General features: G+C 41.0%; 11 protein-coding genes. 1 reads left to right on the plus strand and 10 read right to left on the minus strand.

Annotation, left to right across the window (positions count from 1 at the left end):
• The first annotated feature begins 62 nt into the window (after positions 1 to 62).
• Positions 63 to 950 carry an SDR family NAD(P)-dependent oxidoreductase gene (locus tag NBH01_RS13795; RefSeq protein WP_055217745.1) on the plus strand — a complete coding sequence of 296 codons (888 nt, stop codon included), beginning with the start codon at positions 63 to 65 and terminating at the stop codon, positions 948 to 950.
• On the opposite strand, the gene NBH01_RS13800 is transcribed toward NBH01_RS13795, so the two are convergent.
• The 10 genes from NBH01_RS13800 to NBH01_RS13845 form a co-directional block, all read right to left on the minus strand.
• Complete coding sequence (locus NBH01_RS13800; protein ID WP_055217742.1) at positions 938 to 1720, minus strand: patatin-like phospholipase family protein; 783 nt, start codon at positions 1718 to 1720, stop codon at positions 938 to 940. The two genes, NBH01_RS13795 and NBH01_RS13800, sit on opposite strands and share 13 nt — an antisense overlap.
• 169 nt (positions 1721 to 1889) lie before the next feature.
• The gene (locus tag NBH01_RS13805; RefSeq protein ID WP_055217740.1) at positions 1890 to 3851 is read right to left on the minus strand and encodes a 6-O-methylesterase; all 1962 of its coding nucleotides are present in this window, start codon (positions 3849 to 3851) and stop codon (positions 1890 to 1892) included.
• A 37-nt stretch (positions 3852 to 3888) separates the two neighbouring features.
• Entirely contained in the window at positions 3889 to 5226 is a 1338-nt protein-coding gene (locus tag NBH01_RS13810) for a glycoside hydrolase family 28 protein (protein ID WP_055217737.1), read from the minus strand.
• A gap of 36 nt (positions 5227 to 5262) precedes the next feature.
• Positions 5263 to 8124 (minus strand): glycoside hydrolase family 78 protein, encoded by a 2862-nt coding sequence (locus NBH01_RS13815; RefSeq protein ID WP_195380430.1) that lies wholly within the window; start codon positions 8122 to 8124, stop codon positions 5263 to 5265.
• Positions 8125 to 8156: 32 nt separating this feature from the next.
• The gene (locus NBH01_RS13820; protein ID WP_195380429.1) at positions 8157 to 11486 is read right to left on the minus strand and encodes an MGH1-like glycoside hydrolase domain-containing protein; all 3330 of its coding nucleotides are present in this window, start codon (positions 11484 to 11486) and stop codon (positions 8157 to 8159) included.
• A 51-nt stretch (positions 11487 to 11537) separates the two neighbouring features.
• Positions 11538 to 12467: a glycoside hydrolase family 43 protein gene (locus NBH01_RS13825; protein ID WP_055217731.1), complete on the minus strand. Its 930-nt coding sequence runs from the start codon at positions 12465 to 12467 to the stop codon at positions 11538 to 11540.
• A 243-nt stretch (positions 12468 to 12710) separates the two neighbouring features.
• The gene (locus NBH01_RS13830) at positions 12711 to 13379 is read right to left on the minus strand and encodes a DUF3826 domain-containing protein (protein ID WP_008765811.1); all 669 of its coding nucleotides are present in this window, start codon (positions 13377 to 13379) and stop codon (positions 12711 to 12713) included.
• 73 nt (positions 13380 to 13452) lie between these two features.
• Entirely contained in the window at positions 13453 to 15192 is a 1740-nt protein-coding gene (locus NBH01_RS13835; protein WP_008765812.1) for a thrombospondin type 3 repeat-containing protein, read from the minus strand.
• A 226-nt stretch (positions 15193 to 15418) separates the two neighbouring features.
• Positions 15419 to 17686, minus strand: coding sequence for a RagB/SusD family nutrient uptake outer membrane protein (locus NBH01_RS13840; RefSeq protein ID WP_195380495.1), 2268 nt, complete (start codon positions 17684 to 17686; stop codon positions 15419 to 15421).
• Positions 17687 to 17702: 16 nt separating this feature from the next.
• Positions 17703 to 21011, minus strand: a complete 3309-nt coding sequence (locus tag NBH01_RS13845; RefSeq protein WP_195380428.1) for a SusC/RagA family TonB-linked outer membrane protein — start codon at positions 21009 to 21011, stop codon at positions 17703 to 17705.
• Positions 21012 to 21021: the final 10 nt, after the last annotated feature.

Here is a 21021-nt window from a genome sequence, read left to right on the forward strand (position 1 = left end):
TAAATTGCATAGACCACATAAATATATTATTTTTGTTCCTCAGATTTAAAAGTAAAACAATCATGGCAGATAATTATATAGAAAGACAACAAGAGCAATACGAGGCCAGAAAAGCAGCTTGGAAACAGGCACAGAAATATGGGAAAAAGAAAACGACTACCAGCAGTCAAGTCAAAACGGAGGTAGCAGGTGAAATAGTTTCAAAACCGGACAGCCTGAAAAAAAGAGTATTCGTGACAGGCGGAGCGGAAGGCATAGGGAGAGCAATAGTAGAAGCATTCTGTAAAGACGGACATCAAGTAGCCTTCTGTGACATTAATGCTGTGTCCGGTCAACAAACGGCAAGAGATACCGGAGCCATATTTCATCCTGTTGACGTTAGTGATAAAGAAGCACTTGAAAGCTGTATGCAACAGATATTGGATGAATGGAAGGACATTGACATCCTCATCAACAATGTCGGTATCAGCAAATTTTCTTCCATTACAGAAACAAGTGTCGAAGATTTCGACAAGATTCTTTCTGTCAATCTTCGTCCTGTATTTATTACTTCACGGTTATTTGCCATTCATCGTAAGGGACAGTCTGATTCTAATCCTTATGGAAGAATCATTAATATCTGCTCAACACGTTATTTGATGAGTGAACCGGGAAGTGAAGGTTATGCAGCTTCCAAAGGTGGTATCTATTCTCTGACTCATGCATTAGCTTTATCATTATCCGAATGGAATATCACAGTAAACTCCATTGCTCCAGGATGGATACAAACACAAGATTATGATCAACTCCGACCGGAAGACCATTCTCAGCACCCTTCCCGACGAGTGGGCAAACCGGAAGATATTGCCCGTATGTGTTTATTTCTCTGCCGGGATGAGAATGATTTTATCAATGGTGAGAATATAACCATTGACGGAGGTATGACGAAAAAGATGATTTATACGGAATAAAGTTCTGTATTCAACGCATCCCGTGTAATCTCTATTCCCGTCTCCACAATAGAAGCTGCATGATGGAACTCCAGCATATCATAAGCATTGCCGGACATCTGAATTAAGATATCCGGCTGACAACGTTCTATTTGATAACGGGTAATTTGCTGCATCATCATTCTTGAAGATTCTGTCAACAAGTTATAAGGACTCATTTTCTTTTTCTTACCGCAATCAATCGGAGCATTGACATCGACTGCTATCAGAATATCTCCTTCCGTACGATGCACCTGATTCAGCGGAAGGGGATTCAGTATTCCTCCGTCAATCAGAACCATACCATCTTTCCGTAAAGGCCGGAAGAGCATCGGTATAGAAATAGTAGCACGGATAGCATCATACAAATTACCACTATCGAACCTCACTTCCTGATCGCAAACAATATCAGTAGCCATTGCTACGTACGGTATAGGCAATTCTTCAATATTCATAACGGGAATAATCTGCTTCAGTTCTTTGATAAAACGATCCCCCTTCACCAAGCCGTCCCGACTTAATGTCAGATCCGCCAGTTCCCACATCTTACGTTTATCCCAGCTATAGAGCCATTCTTTACATTCCTCCAGCTTTCCCGAAGCATACATTGCGCCTACCATCGCTCCCATCGAGCTTCCGGCAATAGAAGTTATCTCGAAATTATGACGTAACAATTCTTCAATAACTCCAATATGCGCAATACCACGTGCGCCACCCATAGAAAGGACTAATGCTACTTTTTGCTTATCCATATAATATACGTTTTTATTAGCTGTCCACAATATAACACATTTTCCGCAATAAAAGATGTCCGACCAGCTCTATTATTCTAGAAGCAAATGAAGCAAAAAGCAGCAATCCTCTCTATGTCAGAGATATTGCTGCTTATAGTATGCATTAATAAAAAGTATCTTTGAGGCTCTATTTCCTTTCCTTTGCTTTTTCCGCCTTTCGCTTTTCTGCATAGTCTTTATACATTTGGCGCCAGTTACGGCCATGCTCATAGAAATACAGTTCGATCTTCGTTTTATAAGCTTTAAAGATAGCAGATATCTGTTTCATGCTTTTGTAATCAACAGCTTGTTCGCGAGCCAGTTTCAGCTGTTCAAGTATAAAGGCTGTTTCTTCCTCCGTCATATCAGGAACAATCTCCTGATACCCTTTCATGGTAAATGCTACCTTGCCAACTGTATATTTATCTAAAATCTGCTCAACTTGTTCTTCCGTCAGTACTCTGCGCAACCCTTTCATCAGTCTTTCATGAACCTCCTTGGGCATAGCTGAGTCTGCTATTATCTCACGTTCGAGCTGAGTTAACGGTTTGCCCGTTGTAGGATTGATACCCGCAGGTATTGTCGTATATGGATGATCATTATGCCAGTCTCGAACCTGGCGAAGATGATTATAAATAGTCGTCACCGCAAAACCTGATTTCTTTTCATCATCCAGATTGAGTGAAGCTACCCATTCCATTGCTTTCTTTTCAAGAGAAGCATCCGATTTCAATTTGGCAAAAGCCTTCTTATCAAAATAAGCAGCCACTTTGTCGAACGAACGAATTGCATTTTCCGGTAGTAACTCCCCTTTCTCTCCAAAACTGTACATGGCAGACTCCGGTTCGATAGTTACTTTACTCTCATCCAACATCTTTTTATCTAAATCGAAGACTTCGGCAAAGAAATCATAGACTGCATTTCTTTTATTCGGACCGAAATCATGTTTTTCTTTGGGAAGATGAACGTTCGTCACGTTGTCTTTCGCATCATAGAATCCATAGATACGCTGCAAATACGGAAATTCAAGTGCAGGAACACTTGCTGTCCAGTCCCCGCCATCAGAAACCACTAATTGCGGACGGGGAGCGAATGTTGCAGCCAGTTCGGCATTACAAGTACCTCCTGCCGATAGCTGAATAGGCATACCGCTTTCACAAGGACAACCACCATCGAAATGAGAAGCCAGACTAACCACCGGGGCAGAAGCAGTAAAACGGTCATCCAACGTTGTCAGTAGTACAGTATGCGTTCCACCACCGGAACCACCGTTGGCACCAATACGCTTGGTATCGATATCTTTACGGGAAGCAAGCATATAATCGAGAATCAACAATCCATTCATTGCCTGAATAGTATGTGCCGCACTACTGCGATGCGCCGCACTTCCCACCTGGAGAATTGATTCTCCCCAGCCAAACAAATCATAATCGACACAAACAGCTCCCATACGAGCTAATGTGCCCATACGCTGCTGCTGATCTTCCCGATAACGACCGCCACCAAAATGTCCGTTCGGACAAATAATCAGAGCGTGTTTCCCTTTCGATTGAGGCGTATAAACAGACCCGCAAACATACAGTCCCGGAAGTGTTTCAAGTGCAAAATTCTGCACAGTATAGCCATCAAACTTCCGTATTTTCGATAGAATGGGGGTTGAGTTTACACATTGGGCCAATAAAGTATCGATCCCCAAACGTTGACGGACCTCTTTTCTCAGTGAATCGGCACGAAGTTCAAAAGCCTGCTTATCCGCATAAAGCGTATTGAGATAAGCCAGCATTTTTTCTCCGTCAGCATCTGTACGACGAGGATATTCATAAGCCTTCAACTTATATAGATTACCGCTCTGTCTGACAAATTTATAATCGAATGGTGACAACACATTCGTCAAAGATTCTTCTACAGAATAAGGGCGGATACGGAAATCAGCATAAGGTAAAATCTTTCCTACCGTATCAATATCATATTTCAGACGGACTCCGAAACGATTTTGAATATCTGTCAATACTTCATTCAAGGGACGGGCAAATTCCGTCTCGTATGTCTGCGTCTGTGCTTCTGCCGAAAGAGATGCAGCGAGAAGCAATGAGAAAAGGATTCGTTTCATTTTCTTATATTTATAAATATGTAACCTTCCAAGAGGTTTATTTCAGTTTTATTTCTTCACCGTTAATGATTACGTTATCCATAGTGATACGTTCACAATCTTCAAAGATACACTTCTGTCTGGCTCCCTGAATATGGATGTCACGCAATACAATGTCAGAAATCGGAGCTTCTTCCAGTCCTACTATTTTAATCGGAGTCTTTACATCCGTCACAGTCATACCACTGATATGAACATTACGAAATATCGGAGTACGCTCACTCTTTGCTTCTGCAGGCATTTGGCTGTATTTCAGATTCAAGACGACAGCCTCCTGCTTGATGTTACTCATTACGATATTGCTGACACGGATATCCTCTACGACTCCTCCCCTTCCACGGGTTGACTTGATGCGGATACCACGGTCGGTTCCGTCAAATACACAGTTAGAGATTGTGACCTTACGTACACTGCCACTCATTTCACTGCCGATCACTACACCACCATGACCGGCAAGCATCGTACAATTGGTAATAGTAATATTCTCACACGGCACTCCCAAGCGGCGGGCTTGTGCGTCTCTTCCGGATTTAATCGTAATGCAGTCATCGCCTACAGAAATATGGCAATCACTGATATGTACATTCCGGCAGGATTCAGGATTGATTCCATCCGTGTTGGGAGAAGGGACATTATTTATTGTGATCCCTTTGATGGTCACATTATCACAAAACTCCGGATTAACAGTCCAGAAAGGAGAATTGACAATTTTCACTCCTTCAATCTTCACCTTCTTGCAACGAACAGGCTGAATGAACGGAGGGCGGAAAAAACGACGCTGCAAAGTGCTGACATAATCTTTATTCGTCTCTGCATAGATGGCAGTCGTATCATTCTGAGCATCCCACATCGGCTGATATTTATTAATATCACGCATACCATTATCTTTTAGGTCAATCATTACACGAAAGAACTCCATCCACCACTTCTTACCTTGACCATCCAGTGTACCTTCTCCCTTAATAGTAATATTTTCCGCATCAACCGCATAGATTAACGGCTGGAAACTTTTCATCATGACTCCTTCGTGACGTACTTCTACAAAAGGAAGATAATCATCAAAGTTGTCTGAAAAAAGCAGGGTAGCTCCGGCTTCCAGTTCCAGTGTAATGTTACTTTTCAGATGGATACTTCCCGTCAGATACGTTCCGGCAGGAAAAAAGAGCGTACCTCCGCCTCCACGATTCAAACGGTCAATCGTTGAATTTATCAGCTTTGTATTGAGAGCTTTCCCATTTGCTTTTGCACCCGCTTTCAACATATCAACGCGTTCGGCACGAAGGATCGCTGTTGCGCAAAGGCAAAGAAAAGCCAAAAGAGTGATTCGTAAATTCATATTCTATATTATTAAATAGTTCTTCTTTTTTATATCTTATTCGGCAGCAACAAACTTATATGTCCCGCTTTGTACTTCTTTCGGTTCTTTTTCACCCGGAAGATAAACGATAGCAGTGGTATTCACCGGTACAGATACATTCAGAGTAAAAGTACCGCTCTGACGAGTCCAGTCTACCAGAATCGTACCGTAAAGAGTCTCATAAGTTGATTTAACGTATTTCAAGTCTCCTACCGGCTTCGGAGCAATGACAAATTTCTGATAACCTTGCATTGGCTCATCCTTTTCATTTACAGAAGCTGATAATGTTGTAGACGGACGAATACCAATCAATGAATTAAAGAACCATTCATCAATCTGTCCCATCATGAAATGATTCCATGAAGAACCCTGACGCGGGTCCCACTGCTCCGTCAATGTAGTTGCACCAAACTTCAACTGGAAGCCATATCCGGGAGCTTCTTCATGATTGAACATCTTATAAATAAGCTCATGCTGTCCATTACGTGCCAATGTCTGAATCAGATAGCGGTTTCCCACATCTCCCGTGGTCAAACGATTGCCGTGCGATTCCACATCTTTAATCAGATTCGTCAACACTTTGGCAGCCAGACTTGCATCCGGCGTGTAATCTCCTTTATCTCCTGTACTTTGAATCATCTGAAGGAAGATGGGAAGTGCATTACTAGCTTGACTCCCTGTACCATATTGTGCTGTATTACTATCCAGGAACCGTTTGTTAAACGCTACCATTATATCGTATGCCAATGAACTGTAATAACGAACGTCAAATTCATTGCCTACCATTCGGGCAGCCTTTATCAGATACATGACAGTCATATAATAATGTGCCGTAGCCACCAACGGAACAGGTGTATTACGGGAGAATCCGGCGCGGAAATCTCCATAATCATACCAGTCACCCAATCCGAAAGAAAGAATACCGTTATCTGCCCGAGTCTTAAGATAGTCAGTGTAACGACGCATATGCTGATAATACTTCTTAATCAAAGAATCATCCCCGTAAGTTTCATAGTACATAAACGGGAAAATAACCAGTGAACCTCCCCACTCCGGGGATTCGGCAAAAGCATCCATTCCGGGACCTTCAAAGACTACATACTCCGGAGCCGTTGTGGGCATTGCCCCATTCGGATGCTGGGCGTCTGCCATATTCTGCATAATCTGTGGAGCATAGGCTGTCAGATCATAATTATAGAGCAGTCCCGGTCCATTAAGGTGCACCTGTTCCAGCCATCCGAGTTTCTCCCGATGCGGACAATCAGTAAATACGGATTGCATATTACTGCGAACCGCCTTCTCAATCAATCGATGAGCTGCATTGAATATTCGGTTGGAAGATTCGAATGTAGAGACTTTCTTTGCCGAATTATAGATAAAACAGGATTGAATGTTTTTAAGGACAGGCAGTTTCTGAGGATTTTTCTGCCCTTTCAATACAGCACCTTCTACCTGAATGTACCGAAAACCATAATATGAAAAACGAGGATGCCAGATTTCGTCACCTTCACCTTTCAGTGTATATTCATAATAATGCTGACGCCCTGTCTGACGCTGATTACAAGCTCCTTCATCCGTCAATGCTTCCGCTACTATCAAGGTGACTTTCTGTCCTCGTTTACCACGTACGGTTATCTCCGGAAAACCGGCCAGATTCTGTCCCATATCCAACACAACTGCAGAAGGGTCTACTGTTCGTTTGGTAGATTTGGAAGCAGCCATCACCTGTTCTGAATTCAACTTGGTTACTTTCTGAATATCATACCGTTCCATAATCTTCACCGGAGGTGCCATCTGCGAACGGAGCACTCCTTTCGGCGCTTCCTGAACCACTACCGGACGCCAATGACTATCATTGAAACCAACTTGATTCCATCCTTTCTGTTCGCGACGGGCATCATAATCTTCCCCTCCATAAATACAATTAAAGGTTATCGGACTCAGATCATATTTCCACTCATGATCCGAACGGATCGTCTCGCGTGTTCCATCCTCATAATTGATTACTAATTCAAATAAAAGTGTGGGAGGACCAAAACTAATCTGCAATTTGCGATAGCGCCCTCCCTGTACATTGTAGAATCCATTCCCCAATAAGATTCCTACAACATTCTCACCATCCTGTAACTGCTCCGTTACATCGTATGTATTATAATAAACACTCTTATCATAATCGCTCCAAAGCGGAGCAAATTCACTATCTCCTATTTTTTTGCCATTCAGAGAAAACTCATAGAATCCCAGGCCACAAACATACGCAGTAGCTTCCACGATTTTCTTTCCGGATTTCCGATTCGCATTCTTCCCTTTTGCCTCTCCTGTCTGAAACGTTCTTCGCAAGCAAATACTTTTCTTTGCCAAAGTATCTACCGCTTCCCAAGCAGCTTTCACCTCCGGTTTCTTCAATTCGCCACCATGAAACTTTCGCCCTTCGGGAAGGTGAGAATCCTTACGAGTGATGGCGCCGATCCATTTCCCTGAAGAAAGGTCATCGGATGCCAAACGGAATTTTGCTTCCTGACTCCATTCGGAAGGAGTATCCGTCTCATCCCAGACACGCACACGCCAACTATAATTAAATGGATTATTCAGACATATATCCGCTCCTTCAGTCGGAACCAGCTGACTCTGTGAAGAAGTAACCTTTCCACTATTCCAGACGGAACGTCCGGTAAAAGCCTCCCTAATCTCTATTTCATAAGCAGTCTGTCTCGTGCCATTCTCCGGTGATTCCATTGCCCATCCCAAACGGGGACAGCTTTCAACGACTACCAGCCCTTCCTGCATTTCGCAGGTAAGGCGGCTGATCGTTATATTCTTTGCCTGTACGAAGCATGGCAGACAAAGTAGAAGAAGAAGATATTTCTTAAAAGTCATTATTGCTCTGTCTCTTATCTGTTATAAATATATCACTTTAATGCATTCTCGCAAACAAGTCTTGTCAACGTATCTGCATGTCCTGCTTCTTTTCCATTCACAAAGATACGCAATCCCTTTCCACAATGATAACGATCGCCATTCTTATCCCAAAGAATCGTCAGATTATGACCATGATATAAAACATTATCCAGACAGAACCAATCCCATTTATCTGCCGGAATCAGCGGATTAATCTCTATCGTATCATCCAGACGCGGACGAAGTCCGATCAATCCGGTAATCATCAAATCATTGAAAGTAGAATGATTGTAATAGCGACTACGCTCCTGATCGCCTTTCAGCCAATATCCGGTTACTTCGTCCAGATACTCGCCAATATATGGACGTCCACGATGATACTGCGACTCTACATACAATTCCATCTGACGGAAATATACGCTGTCAGACAAAACGGTCTGAGGATAATTATTCATGAAATTAGCCATTGCAGTTAACGTCTGTGCAGAAGCAAACGGCCAGATAGCCCCGTCCCATTCACATTTACCGACTCCGCGTGTGCGGAATTCCGGATGACGGCGTTCTGCCGTAGTCAATCCATAAGGAGCAGAAAATCCTTTCTCGCCCATAATTTCTTTCCAGGCAACTTCATATTTCTTTGTTGTATCCGGTAAATTGAAATACCATGGGATATATCCGATTGCCTCGCGCACATTGGCGGAAGAGTCACTACGCATCGTTTCAAAGAACTGATGGCGTGTATTCCATAAATCGTTTTCTACGAGACTCTTTAATGTATCCGCTCTCATACCATACCTCATAGCCATTCCTTCATCACCGGAAAGGATTCCCATTATCGAAAGGGCTTTTGCATTACCATACATATAGCTGTTAATCGTCGGACGGGCATATTTCTTTTTTCGGCCGCCACTGATGGATTCCTCCATACCATCCTGTACATCACCCTGCCAATACAGTCCGTTCTTCAAGCGGTTGGTACGTTCCCAACGCTGATATTCCGTTTCCAGATCCTTCGTCATATCCAGCATGAAATCTTTATCGCCATCTACCATATAGCGTGCCAGTACAGCATCTGCATTCCATGAACTGAACTTATCCATCTTCTTCATCGGTCCTCCATCATTGCCACGATACCATGTATGGATAATCTGATCCAGATATTTCGGATCACGCAGCCAACGACTTTCATAAATATGATGTCCGATAGCACAGGCAATCAGGTTATACTTATCCGAATAAGAACGCTGAACCAGAAACTCGGTCATACCATATCCGACGGGAGTCTCCTTGATATGCTTACGCAATGACCACCAACGATAATAATACATTTCTTCAAAATTACGCTGCGGACATTCAAACAAAGGGATATTTTCTTCCATCCATTCCGAAGCCTTGGCATTGGGAATAGCCTGAACAATATTTTCATCTTCCATGCCATTGAAAGATTCTGCATAATGACTAAAGTCTGCATATTTCAAAAAAGCGGAAGAAGCGTCCTTATCGGTGGACGAAGTCTTCACATTGGCTATACGATATTCTGCCAATGGTTCCTGTCCGCCTGCATCGGGCAAATCATAGGTTTGGTCAGCAGGAGTATCCACAGTCGGGAATGTACGCATTTCTCCGGTACGGAAAACAATCCGTTCAATCGTTGCTACCGGAGCATAGAACATACGCAGCCCTACCCTCTTACCATCCACATACACTTGAATATTACGATCGGCAGTCGAAAGAACAGCTTCTACATGATAAGTCTTTCCTGCTTCATAGTTCATCATATTTGCAAAACGTGAACCACCTTTCATACGGAAAATACCGTCCGGAGTGAGTTCCAATCGTGAACAGGCAATGCTGTTCTCATCCAGGAAATCAATCTGAAGTATACCTTTATCATTCTGTCCTGCCGACAAATCAAATGAGACTTTCAATTCCTTCGAAGCCGGAATCTTACGTTCTACCTTCGCATAGTCGAAGGGATCTTTATCTTGTAGCTTCAACCATTCTCCTTCTAAAGAAACGGGTGCCCAAACCGGAGAATAAATATTCCAATTGGTCAACTCAGCTATTGATCCCGACTTTGAAAAATCATCATCCGCGTGTGCAGAAGCATTAATCTCTACCGGAACAGGAATGCGGGAAATCCACATATCTTCTTTATTCACGCTATATGAAACCCATAAATCACCATCTGCAGGCACTCCGTTTCCTTCCTGAATGCCACGGGGATATTGAGGACCATATGATTTGTAATTTCCTCCATAGCGCATCGGAGTAATTTCACCATGTACCAAGTTTAATGTAGTATACTCCAATCCGTCCTTACTCAATGAGATAGCCAACGGCCAGCGGAATTCCGACGGATTATAAACCGTAGCATAGGTTCCATCGCTCAGACGTTGTCCCCAGATTTTCGCATTACTGTTGACAAATCCTTTTGCACGAAGCACAGGTTCTGCCCAGGTATGTCCCCCATCTTCACTGATCGAAGTCAAAGCGTGTTTCCAAAGACTCGCAATGCGTCCATCGGGCAATGTATAGCAATTGAATGCTTTATATCCTTTTTTCAGTGGAATGATCGGATCTTCACGGTCAGCTTCTTCTACCCATTGCATCATATAAAGCGGATTATCCAGTATTTCCTGGCAAGCCTTTACGAATTCCCGGTCTTTGCTCTTTTTAAAATAGGGATAATCGGTATTCTTTTCGTTGAATCCATGATTGTAATAAATGAAATAAATCGGTCCGAACGAACCGTCCTTCTTTATCTCACGTACTACCCGACCGATACCGTTCCCATCGTTCGGGTCGTCTTTCTTATCCAAAGCTACTCCGTAATTTCCCATCGTAATCAATCTGCCCGACTTAGATACATAAAAGCCTACACGCTGGTGCATGATAGCAATCAAGTCTTTTGCCTGCATACCCGGACGGGATTCTTTGGTATATCCGTCCGGCACTTTGTAAGGAGGAAACACTATTTCCGGATTTGTCCATTGATAACCGTCTTTCGAGGTCATGAGGAACGTTTGGGAAGGTGGTACATGTTCATCTGACGGATCTGCCAGATACTGATAATAAAACTGACCGTTCCAGTAAGCCAGCATAGGCTGATGGTTGTAAGTCCATCCATTGCCGTTCGACGCTTCCGGATGCTCGCGGTTGGCACGCACCAGTTGAATATTATGCACTCCCACTACCGGAGACAATTGTCCGTCGTGATAGGTGGGATTCGATAATTCTTTTCCTGTGTAATGGATTCTGTCCTGCGGAGTCTGCGCCTGAATGGTAGTCGCCATCCATCCGGCAGCCAATACAAGAAGAATCTTCGTTGAGTTGTTCATGATTTATTTCAGGTTTTAGTTTATTCCGGATTCAACTTATCTAGTTTAAGTTTATTTCTTCTTGCTTTCTTCCAGCAATGTTTTAACATCTGATTCTGAAGCTCTAAAGATGGTTCCGTGTTTATGCCCGACAGGCACACTCACACTTTCTGTGATATCCGTGAAGTTCTTAAAATCACGGGTACGCATGGCACCGTATATTTTCTTTTTATAAACATCAAAATAGATCAGATAATCATCACCTAATTTCTCGACAGTCGGTCCCTCTACAAACGATTCGGTAAATGGTTGTGATGACGGCGAATAAGGTCCTGTCAGAGAGTCAGAAAAAGCAATTTTCAGATTACGTTCGGGACGTGTATTATCTTTGAGCACCATTACATAATCATTTTTTGCCCGCTTCACAATGACAGCGTCAATCGAGCTGAAACCGGGATCATATAATACTTTCGCCTTGGATACTGTCTTAAAATCCTTTGTAGTGATGTAGTATAAACGATGATTATTCTCTTCTTCTTCGATTCCCTTTTCAAAACGACCTGGTACACATGAAGCCCATACTACCATAAACTGTTCGCTCTCGTCATCATAAAAAATCTCCGGAGCCCATACATTGACAGTGGTCGGTTCGTCTGCCATTACAGGAATCATTTGTTGCTCCGACCAGTGAATCAAGTCTTTGGAATTTGCATAACCAAAGCCTAAATCCCCTTTCCAGCTGGTGGTCCATACCAAATGATAAGTACCATCCGGCGTACGCACCATGGAAGGGTCGCGCATCAGGCGATGTTGTCCCAATTCCGGCTTCAGCCAAACACCGGGAATACTGTCCCAGTGCATTCCGTCTTCACTATACAGATATCTCAAACCTTCATCAGCCGGCTCATGAAATGAAGTGAACATATAATAATCTTTATTCCCTCCACAAGAAGCTAAAAGCAGGATGCTTATTGCAGCTAATGTATTTCTTAACTTTCCCATTTCTATGATTCTTTTACACTATACTAATATCCTTTATACAGAGACGATGAAAAGCCGGATTTGTACTCAAATAGATTGGAAGATTCGTCAGAATCAAAATTTAGAGACGATAAAAAGGGCGACTCTCCGAGCCACCCTTTTCCTCCATCAAACAAACTAACCATTTAATAATGGGAAAGAATTCCACTTTTTTTTATAGTATCTCATTGGTTACCAATCCTTTTTTTACCGGATTCTATACTTTTACAGCGTTCCTCCCCGTGCTTTCACACGTTTGGCCCACTCTTCACGTTCTTTCGTCAAATTATATCCCCTCTTGGCCAGATAATTGTTGATACGTCCTTTGTACTTGCCGAAAGCCGCATGTTTCTTATTTGAATTTTCCGCATCCATGGCAAACTCACGCGCTTCCACCAACCAGGCATAGATTTGTACCTTTTCTTCTTCTTTCAAAGAAGGAATCATATCAAGCGTAGCTTCATAAGTCACTTTCACCACACCATAAGTCATTCCATCTTTCACCGCTTCTATCTGTTCTTCATTCAAGAAGAGAGACAAGCTGGCCGGAAAGGCAAAATGAGAACGGTACAAAGCCGCATCTTTTTCGTTTTCAGCAGCCTTCAATGCTTCATTTTTCGCATCACCGGTCAACCCCGATTCTTTGACTGCCTTCACCTTTGCATCCCGTATTTCATAAATATCATTCAATTCGAAATAGCGATTGGCAATCACATTACAAACATCTTCAGCCACTTTTGCATCCGTCAGTCCGAGTTTATCTACAATCTTTTGCGAACGGTTGACGATAGACTCCACATATTTCGGATCACGATTCTCTTTGTTCAAATCGACTGCTCCAGCAGATATCCAACCGCAAAGAAACAACAGAGACATTAAAACTATCTTTTTCATTTCATCTTATTTTTTATACCATATGCCAAAAGGAAACCCAGTCCCGGTATCTTATACCGATACCGGTTGCAGATTACATTAATTTTCCTTTCTCAGCCAATGTATCGTAGTTATTTTTTAAATCTCTCCAGTCTACTTTGTGTTTTGTACTGATTCCATTGATATACTTTTCAATATTCGTATATCCATCACCTGTACAATCTTTATTAGCATCACTTGGATCATTCGGATTCAATCCATTAGCAATTTCCCATTCATCCGGCATACCGTCACCATCAGTATCTACATACGGAGTCCCTTTGTATTCGGGGAAACCACCCATCTGACGAATATCAGTAATGATACCTATCTTATAAGAATCTTTGGGTAAACGACGATATTTAAACTGACCGTCCTCTCCCATTGACTTAGGAGACAGGCCTGTAAGATCACCATTAGCATCCTTCGCAAGTTTCTTATCATAATAAGGAATACCTGTTTTTACTTCTTCTATGATGCGTTCGTCCACGATATCACGGCAGGGTATATTGGCACCGACATGTTTTGTCACATAATCATAAGCATCATTAGCTGATGTAATTTTGATATAAGGCATTGCAAACGGCTCATAGCTCCGCATATTCTCAGTATATCCGGCTGTATTTGGCTGACTCTCGATTTGGATACCACCATTCCAGTTATCTTTCGTGATTTCCGGATAGCCTTCCATAACGTTACCATCAGCATACACGCGACCGTATACCTTATAATTCAGTTTACTGCGTCCGGCTTCCGGTTTCAGAATACGGCAGCCTACCGTATTATTCTTTGGAGTAGCAGGACCGGGTTTATAATAGTTATTGATCATATTGAACATGGCGGTATAATCGCCACCATCAGAAGAACGATGCACCCAATTAAATACTACATTATTAACGAAGTTGAATACTCCATTCCAGCCTACAGACGGATTGCGACCAGAGTTGCTGGCCCAAAGGTTACGCATAAATGCACAGTTCTCACCTCCCAGTGTGCTACCGAATGCATGATTATAGGTATCCAGAGCTTTTGCAGAAATTGTATTCTGAATAGTCACATTGACTGTCGGAAGTTTCAAGTCCTTGCTTTCATATTGGCCTTCACTCGGATCGTACATATGACGATAGAAAGAAATATTTTCGTCCAGTCCCCATGTACATGAACAGTGGTCTATCATGATATTACCAATCGGATTACCACCGAAAGAGTCGTCACGATGCCATACTTTTGTTTCTCCACGACGGAATCTCATATGACGTACAACTACGTCGTGTGTATCCACCCAAAATGATTCTCCGGCAATGCAGACACCATCACCCGGTGCTGTCTGTCCGGCAATAGTAACGTAAGGTGCTCGAACAATAATCGGAGATTCCAGACGAATGATACCAGCCACATTGAATACAATAATACGTGCACCACCTGTCTCACAAGCTTCGCGGAATGAACCCGGACCACGATCATTCAGATTAGTAACCGTAATTACTTTACCTCCACGACCACCAAAACTATACATTCCACCTCCTTCAGCACCCGGAAACGAGGGAATTCTAGCTTGTGGCAAATCATAGGGACGACCAGCCCATGAGATATAAGGACGTCCTTCTTTTGCTTCTTTCAGTACTATAGGTAACGCTTTCTCCCATGCTTCATCAGAACGTTTCCGTTCCTCGGTCATCATCTTTGTATAATTCGCTTTGGCTTCGTCAGTTATCTGCGGGTATTGTGCCCATACAACGGTCGGAGTCAACATTGCAGCCGCAAAAGCTACTAAAAGTACATGTTTCTTCTTCATTTTTATTAGGTTTTGTGAGATTGATCATTCTAAAATACAATAATAAGACGTAAAACAAGGAAATATGTAATCAGAAAATATAATATATTTTTCTATTCTAACTTTAAATACAAAAGGACCACTTATTCCTTAATATTCTTTTCAAAAGATCAAAGTGATAAATGGTCCTTAGGTTTATTTCAGAATGAACATTCTTCAGATCAAGTAATTATTTTGATAAACGAATTCACTCTGCCAAAGGATCAAAGGTACCATCAGCTCCACCTCTCCAATAGTCGCCCCATCCTATATTTTGTTCTAATGACACATTGTTTTGCATCGCATTCTTCTTAAAACCTAAGATATAATAATAAGGTTTAAATGTTGGAAGAATAGTTTCATCATTACCGTCAGTACTAAGATTTTTACGTTTAAAATGTTCTTGATAAAACTGAGCCAATGCCTTTACCTTTGCATCTGCATATGTTATTTCATCATCGGCTGATTCTGTACAAGTTATATCTTCAGTCAAACTTAATGCTGTCGGACGTTTATTCCATAATTCATCATAGGTTTCTTTTATTGTTTTATCTTCATTGTAGACATTATTACTTTTAGCAGCAATAAAATTTTTTGCATAAACCTCAATCCGATGTCTTCTCTGACCATTCAATGGTTCAACTCCTAAATAGTTACATGTATTGCCATTAAAACCTGTAAGTTTCCAAGTCGATTTCAGTGCTTCTTGGCCCACTCCACCATCAAATAACATCCAACGTCGCACATCGTGGAAACGTTTACCTTCATAAGCAAGTTCTATTTGACGTTCATAAAGTATAGCCTCAAATAGTTTGGCACGATCATTAAAAATAGCTGGATCTAATCCACAATTATCTGTATATCCTACACGCTTACGAATTCGTTTAAGAGCATTCACTGCCTCGTCAAAATGATTTGCCCCACAAGCAGCCTCCGCATAATTCAATAATACTTCGGCAAAACGTATTTCCATATATGGAGCAGCAGACTGTCTGAATCCATTACCTGAAGTCTTTTCAAAGATATATAAAGGATTAGAATTGAGTGCTAAATCATCTGTACGCTTACGCAAATAAATCCCCGTATTTTTGGTACCTAGACAATCAGCTGCATAGCCTGACTTAGAGTTACTATTACGATCATCTACATTATCATACCAACAATAATTCCACAACTTGTAATTATTCCCTGTAGTATACCCATTAATGCCATAAGGTAATTGACCTTTTTCACCAAAAGATTTCAAGTCATCACTATCAAACTTCCATTCTACACCAGGGAACGCAAAAGTGCGATAAAATCTTGGATCGCGGTTTAAAAAGAAAAGTTCTTGATTATAATCATAAGATCCATTCATGTCATTTGGTTTCTTCCCATCCGCCATTGGAAAAAGATCAACCATTTCTGCAGTGGGAGTCATACCACCCCCACCTCCAGCATTAGCTGGGCGAAGAGAATGTTCCCATCCATTCCATTTTTCAAGCTGTAAGTGTTCGGCTGGCGATACATTATTATATAAAGTTACTAATACTGCCTCAGAAACAGTTCCTCCACCACCTTCTGAGCCAATATAATCGGAGAATATCTTTCCCCAACCCGCTGCATTCTTTCCTGAATTATTTTCATAAGCCAATCCAAAATTACCTTCTTCCAGTTTCTTCACAGCAGCTAAATTAGTTTGATATGCGGCTTCCCACCGTGTTACATCATCTGCCCGGTTAAATAGTGGGCTAGCATATAATAATTCTACACGACCTTTTAATGCCAATGCTGCTCCTGCCGTTATGCGACCAAAGTTTTTATTTTCTGAGTCCCAACGTGCTGGCAAATAATTGGCAGCAGTCTGCAGATCCTTACAAATAAAATCAATACATTCTTTTGTTGACGATCGTGGAACAACCAAATGAATACCTTCACTGTCTCCTATTATTGGATTTTGCACATTATCAATAATAGGTACGCCACCATACATCATTACCATTAAATAATAACGCCATGCACGAAAGAAATATGCTTGTCCCAACAATAATTGCTTTTGTTGTTCAGTCAGACTTTCACTGCCAATCACCCCTTCAATCATGTCGTTACACTCACGAATACGTACCCAAGGAGAATAATTGTTATCTATATTGAAATAATCAGTAACAGTCTCATAATCAAGAGGAGAATTGGGATCCATCAAACCTGATATACCTCCATATTCTTCTGTACATTTCGAATATTGATCACTTGTTCCCGTACTTGGCATATCACCCATAGAACCAGTCAGATCAGATCCGCCTGTAGCACTTGGCAGCATGATGTAATATAAGTAAGCTATACGGTTATCAGCCGACTCATAGTTTTCGTAAATGGTAGTACCATTAAAACTTCCATATAATTTTTTGTCTTCCAAAAATTGATCGCTACAACCTGTAAAGATGGCAGCTGTTATGGTCAGTAATGCAATTGAACCATACTTATTTATTTTCTTCATCATTGTATTCAAATTATTAAAATGAAACATTAACACCTAACGTAAATTTACGTAAGTTCGGATAATATCCATAGCTTCCCGCCCAAGAAGCCCATGCTCCTTCTGGATAAGGGTTTAGGAAGTTAAATACATTCTGGCAAGTAAGATTGAAACGACAACTACTAATACCAATTATTCTTAGCCATTCTTTAGGCAATGAATAAGCTACTGTCATATTACGTAACTGCAATGTTGCTGCACTTACTTTCCAAAAAGTAGAGGGTGCACCATTTACGCTGCTATAGCGAATATTCGGGTATTTTGCATTTCTGTTTTGTGCTACAGTTACTACATTATTAGCGTCATAAATATCCTCATATACAAACATATCTTTCCACATTGCCGACACATTACTATATTCAGAGTAACTTTCTTTACGCATAGTTGTAGGAACTAAGGAATATGCTCCCCAACTTGCACCAAACTGCGCACTAATAGAAAAATCTTTATAAGAGAAACCGAAATTTAAAGTTCCACCGTAAGGATTACTAGCACGGTGAGAAATTTTTATATAATCTTGTTCATCAACAATACCATCTGCCGGACCAAAAGTTCCAGTTGATTCATCATATTGTCCACGTACATCCTTATAAATCAGCATACCAGGATGTACATTTTCTTTTGTATTTCCTAAATATTTAGTAATACTATATTTATCAAAGTACTCATTAATTTCCTGATAACTACGGAACATACCTATACATTCATAACCCCATAGTCCTCTATCAGAACGTTCATTTCTCACTAATTTATCAAAATCATATGCAGCCTTCCAACCTGTCTCTCTGATTTTATTATCATTGTATCCTGTTGTAAGTTTTACCCAATATGACATGTCTTTTCCAATTTTATCCTTCCATCCTAATGACAATTCAACACCATATGTATCTACCTCACCAAAGTTTTCTGGAGCAGGTTGTATTCCTACCGTATTCGGATAATAAGAAGTTCCTTGATGTGAAGCAAACATTTCACGGCCCATATCATAATAGAAGTCCAAATTAGCGCTCATTCGATTCTTCAAAAAGGCCATATCAATACCAAAATTAGTTTTATAAGTCTTATCCCAATGTACATCAGGATTTACTCCTTGTTTCGGCATACGAATCGTAGCACTTGTATTTGTACTAGAATTAGTTCCAAAGATCGGTCCTTTGTCTGGATTACGGGTGTAAAGCTGAGTCCAAAGCCAAGCATTCACATTATCTTTACCAAGAATACCAAACGAACCACGTATCTTCAAAAAGTCGATTTTTGTCTTGTCTTTATCAAACCATTTTTCATCTGAAATAACCCAGCCGGCAGACCATGAAGGGAACATTCCCCAATAATTCTGAGGAGCAAATTTGGCAGAGGCATCAGAACGGAGCATAAACTCAAACAAATATTTATCATCATATGAATAATTCACACGACCAACATAAGAAAGCATACCAGACTCACTGCGGTTAAACGTCACAGTTTGAGCAAAACCTTCTGCATTGGAATCCACAGAACTAGATTGGCCATCTGTAAAAGGTAATGGGTCTGTAAGACTACCATTCAAATCTTCCCATTCTGATTCTGCTTTTTCAATAGAGAACAAACCACTGACATAATGCTTACCAAACTGACGTGCATAGCTTACTGTTAAGTTCATTTGATAACTATCTGAGCGATTCATACTACGCCCCAAAGAGTTGCCATTATTCAACTCATACAATCCCAATGTATTAGCATTGTATTCAATCTCGTCACCAACATAAAGGTGACCACCACTGCCACCACGGGATATAAGGCGATATACATCGATTTTTGTACCGATAGTATTTGTTTTCCCTGTACTTATATTTTTTGAATAAGAAGCTTTTACCTTCAAACCACGTAAGTATTTACTCCAACCAAAATCATACTCTAATGAACCGTTAAGAGAAAAATTCTGATTCTGATTCTCAACATTATCTGACGCATTCTGTACTGCTGCAAAATTATACTTCTGCTGATCACTTGGATTAGTTATATTTTCCATACCTGAATGAAAAATATAATATCCATTTACTTGATCAGGCACATAAGGTACATGTAACATTAAAGATTCAAAATCACCATCAGAGCCACCACCTTTTACATTTTTAGGTTTATTTGTCTCTCCATAATTACCAGATACCTGCAAAGAAGCTTTCATCCATTTTGAAATATTAGCATTTACACCAGCACGATAGTTCCAACGATTATAGTCCAAGCGCCCTATATTACCTTCTTGCTGATAATACGAAACACCACCGAAATAAGTTGCTTTTTCTGTTCCCCCGCTAATGTTGACACTATGACGCTGCGTCAAAGCCGCACTCCATTCTTTATCTAATAAATTATAATTCATACCCTTCATTGCCTCCAATTCATCAGATTGAAAAAGTTGTACCCTCAAGTCATCGGATTCTTGATCCTTAGTAGCAGTATTAGCAGCACGAGCAGCATTGTATATACGACCGTAATCATAGGCATTTAGCATCTTCGGTAACATCAATGCATCTGTATAACCAAACTGTCCTGAATAAGAAATTTTGGGAGCGCCGACTTTTCCTTGTTTAGTCTTAACCAGCACAACACCATACGCAGCACGTGCTCCATATACAGCCGCTGCAGCATCCTTTAAAACAGTCACATTTTCTACTTCATTTATATCTAAATTATTGAAAGCACCTTCATCTGCAATAAAGCCATCAATAACATATAGTGGAGTAGGGCTTGCATTACCTCCTAAATCAGAACTTGGAGTAATGGTAGTATTCACTGAACTTTGACGAATCTGTAAGCTTGGTGTACTACCTGGGCGCCCACCACTAAGTGATACATGTAAACCATTTATTTTACCAGCTAACGCGTCACCCAAACTACCCACTGACAAATCTTTCAATTCTTCGGTGGAAATCGTTTCAATGGCACCTGTTGCATTACGTAATTTCTGAGAACCATAATCACCAAGTACTACAACTTCATCTAATTTCAGTTGATCTTCTAAAAGTACAATCCTAGGATTTTTTAAATCAGATATAATTTGTGAAGTATATCCAACAAAGGAAACTTTCAATTTGCTTTTTGGAGCAACCTTTATATTAAATTTCCCATCAATATCTGTCACTGTACCTACTGTCCCATTTACCACCATGACAGTAGCACCTATTATCGGTTCACCACTTACATCTACAACAAGTCCAGTTACTGTCTGATTCTGGGCACACAATGGCATAACAAAAGTCAACAGTGTACCGATGAATAAACTGAGAATAATATTTTTCTTATTCATTGCATTTAAT

The sequence above is a fragment of the Bacteroides sp. B1-V-101 genome (genome assembly GCF_023656585.1).
GTDB classification, from domain to species: Bacteria; Bacteroidota; Bacteroidia; order Bacteroidales; family Bacteroidaceae; genus Bacteroides; species Bacteroides thetaiotaomicron.